We start from the raw sequence: 3,519 nt of genomic DNA on the forward strand, positions 1-3,519 counted from the left end.
TCACCCAATATGTCGACTGATACACCGCATTCGCGAGCAAGCCCGCTCCCACATTTTTGATTGCATTTCAATTCAAGGTCAGGCGATGTCGCGAAGCTCACGCCGCAAAATTTTCCCTACAGGCGTCATCGGCAACGACTCACGCAACACAATATGCTTGGGCACTTTGTACCCCGTGAAGTTGGTCTTGCAGTACGCCTTCAACTCCTCAAGGCTCACGCCCTGGGCACGTGCGACCACGAACAGCTTCACCGCCTCCCCCGTGCGCTCGTCCGGCACGCCGATCACCGCGCAGTTGGCCACCGCCGGGTGCGCCATCACCACGTCTTCGATCTCGTTGGGGTACACGTTGAAGCCCGAGACGATAATCAGGTCTTTCTTGCGGTCGACAATGCTGACAAAGCCGTCGGTGTCGATCACCGCAATATCACCGGTCTTGAGCCAACCGTCGACATCGAGGGTCTCGGCGGTGGCGACCGGCTGCTGCCAGTAACCCTTCATCACCTGCGGGCCCTTGATGCACAGTTCGCCGCGCTCGCCCAGGGGCAGCTCGCGGCCTTCATCATCGATCACTTTCATCGCCGTGCCCGGCACCGGAATACCCACGGTGCCCAGCCGCGATTGGCTGCCGTAAGGGTTGGTACTGGCGACCGGCGAGGTTTCCGTCAGCCCGTAGCCTTCGCCGATGGAACAGCCGGTCAGCGCCTTCCAGCGCTCAGCCGTGGCCTTGACCAGCGCCGTGCCGCCGGAGTTGGTGATCTTCAGGTGGGAGAAGTCGAGGGTCTTGAAGTCCGGGTGGTCCATCAATGCCACAAACAGCGTGTTCAAGCCCAGCAGGCAGGAGAACCGCCACTTTTTCAGCTCCTTGATAAAGCCGCCGATGTCCCGTGGGTTGGTAATCAGCACGTTGTGGTTGCCGGTCACCATCATGCACATGCAGTTCGCCGTGAACGCATAGATGTGGTACAGCGGCAGCGGCGCGATCATCACCTCCTGCCCTTCGCGCACCAGGGGCTGGCCGTCGTCGGTGACCTGGGACATGCACGCCCGCGCCTGCTGCATATTCGCCACCAGGTTGCCGTGGGTGAGCATCGCGCCCTTGGCCAGGCCGGTGGTGCCGCCGGTGTATTGCAGCACGGCGATATCCTCCAGGGTCACCGGATGGCGGGTCACGCCCAGGCCTGCGCCCATGCGCAAGGCGCGCTTGAACGAAACGGCCCGTGGCAGGCTGTAGGCCGGGACCATCTTCTTCACTTTGTCCACCACGGTGTTTATCAGCCAGCCTTTGGCGGCGGGCATGAAATCGCCCATCTTGGCTTCAATCAGGTAGTCGATCTCGGTGTCGCCGCACACCTCCTGCACCCGCGAACCGAACAGGTTGAGGTAGACCAGCGCACGCACGCCGGCGTCCTTGAACTGATGGCGCATCTCGCGCGGGGTATACAGCGGGTTGGTGTTGACCACAATCAGCCCGGCGCGCAAGGCGCCGAACACGGCAATCGGGTAATGCAGCACATTGGGCATCTGCACGGCAATGCGCTCGCCGGGCTTGAGGTCGGTGTGCTGTTGCAGGTAGCCGGCGAACGCCGCGCTCTGGCGCTCCAGCTCGGCATACGTGAGGGTGATGCCCATGTTGCTGAACGCCGGACGGTCGGCAAAGGCCTTGCAGGAGCGTTCGAAGACTTCGATCACCGACTTGTAGGCCGTGAGGTCGATGTCATTGGGGACGCCTGCGGCGCGTTTGTCATTCCAGAAATCAGGTTGCATTATTCTTGTCCTCTTACCTGAGTGTGTCCGGCCGCTTTTGCAGTGCTATATAAAGCGGAGCTTGGGGGACGTTAGCAGTTATGGCCAAACTGGCAAATATGCCCAACCCTGTCATTGATTGTATGAATCTTGCCCCTGACGCGCAGGCAGATACCCCGCCCCTCCACTGATGAGCTATACACTGCATCGACCCCGAGCAAAGGAAGCGCCATGAACCACAGCACCTTCTGGCTGACCGCGAATGACCGCAGCCGCCTGTACGTCAATCAATGGCTGCCGGAAGGCCAGGCCAAGGCCATAGTCATGCTATCCCACGGCATGGCCGAGCACAGCGGGCGTTATGCACGCCTGGCGGCCGCCCTGTGTGCGGCGGGCTACGGCCTGTATGCCCTGGACCAGCGTGGCCACGGCCGCACCGCCGACGAAGGCACCCTGGGCCTGTACGCCGAGCACGACGGCTGGAACAAGGTGGTGGGCGACCTCGCCAGCCTCAACCAGCACATCGGCCAGCAGCAGCCGGGCCTGCCGATCATCCTGCTGGGGCACAGCATGGGCAGCTATATCGCCCAGGCCTACCTGCTGCACCACAGTGCCAGCCTGGACGGGGCGATTCTCAGCGGTTCGAATTTTCAGCCGGTGGCGCTGTACCGTGCCGCGCGGCTGATCGCGCGGGTCGAGCGGGCGCGCCAGGGCTTGCGTGGGCGCAGTGCGCTGATCGAGTTCCTGTCGTTCGGCTCATTCAACAAAGCGTTCAAGCCCAACCGCACTGCCTTCGACTGGCTCAGCCGCGACCCGGATGAGGTGGACAAATACATCAACGACCCACTCTGCGGTTTCCGCTGCACCAACCAGCTGTGGATCGACCTGCTCGGCGGCTTGCAGCAGATCAGCAAAGCGTCCAATCTCGCGCAGATCGATCCCGGCCTGCCGATCCTGGTGACCGGCGGCGAATGTGATCCGGTGAGTGAGGGCAAGCGTCTCACAGGCCTGGCCAACGCCCTGCGCGAGGCCGGCTGCCAGCAGGTACAACTGACGATTTACCCGCAGGCGCGCCATGAAGTGTTCAACGAAACCAACCGCGATGAAGTCACCGCGGATGTGCTGACGTGGCTCGACCAGGCCCTGACCCTGCACAGGCCGGCCCGCTGCGAGTAATTTTTGTTTTAAAATCAGCCGATTAAATGACCGATTAGCCACAGGATGCACCTTTAGATGACCCAGGTAACCAACACCCCGTACGAAGCCCTTGAAGTCGGCCAGACCGCCAGCTACAGCAAATTGGTGGAAGAGCGCGATATCCAGCTGTTCGCCGCGATGTCCGGTGACCACAACCCGGTGCACCTGGACGCCGAATACGCCAAGGCGACCATGTTCAAGGAGCGTATTGCCCACGGCATGTTCAGTGGCGCCCTTATCAGCGCGGCCGTGGCCTGCGAACTGCCTGGGCCGGGCACTATCTATATCGGCCAGCAGATGAGCTTCCAGAAGCCGGTAAAAATTGGCGACACCCTGACCGTACGCCTGGAAATCCTCGAAAAACTGCCGAAGTTCCGTGTGCGCATTGCCACTCGCGTGTTCAACCAGCGGGATGAGTTGGTGGTGGATGGTGAAGCAGAGATCCTGGCGCCACGTAAGCAGCAGGTTGTAACGCTGACAGAATTGCCGCCGATCAGCATTGGCTGAATCCAACAAATTACAAATGTGGGAGCGGGCTTGTGTGGGAGCGGGCTTGCTCGCGAAAGCGGTGGATCA

At 61.3% G+C, this 3,519-nt stretch carries 3 protein-coding genes; 2 read left to right on the forward strand and 1 reads right to left on the reverse strand.

The window, feature by feature from the left end; translation table 11 throughout:
• Positions 1-78: 78 nt before the first annotated feature.
• A complete protein-coding gene (gene fadD2, locus NUV89_RS28600; protein ID WP_257783958.1) occupies positions 79-1,767 on the reverse strand; it encodes a long-chain-fatty-acid--CoA ligase FadD2 in 1,689 nt (562 codons plus the stop codon).
• Positions 1,768-1,977: 210 nt separating this feature from the next.
• On the opposite strand from fadD2, the gene NUV89_RS28605 reads away from it, so the two are divergent.
• Both NUV89_RS28605 and NUV89_RS28610 read left to right on the forward strand, forming a co-directional pair.
• Positions 1,978-2,922 (forward strand): alpha/beta hydrolase, encoded by a 945-nt coding sequence (locus NUV89_RS28605; protein WP_257783959.1) that lies wholly within the window; start codon positions 1,978-1,980, stop codon positions 2,920-2,922.
• 57 nt (positions 2,923-2,979) lie between these two features.
• Positions 2,980-3,450, forward strand: coding sequence for a MaoC family dehydratase (locus NUV89_RS28610; protein ID WP_010208208.1), 471 nt, complete (start codon positions 2,980-2,982; stop codon positions 3,448-3,450).
• The last annotated feature ends 69 nt before the right edge of the window (positions 3,451-3,519 follow it).

Origin of the sequence: Pseudomonas sp. 18.1.10 (assembly GCF_024655625.1) — a bacterium.
In the GTDB taxonomy this organism is placed as follows: domain Bacteria; phylum Pseudomonadota; class Gammaproteobacteria; order Pseudomonadales; family Pseudomonadaceae; genus Aquipseudomonas.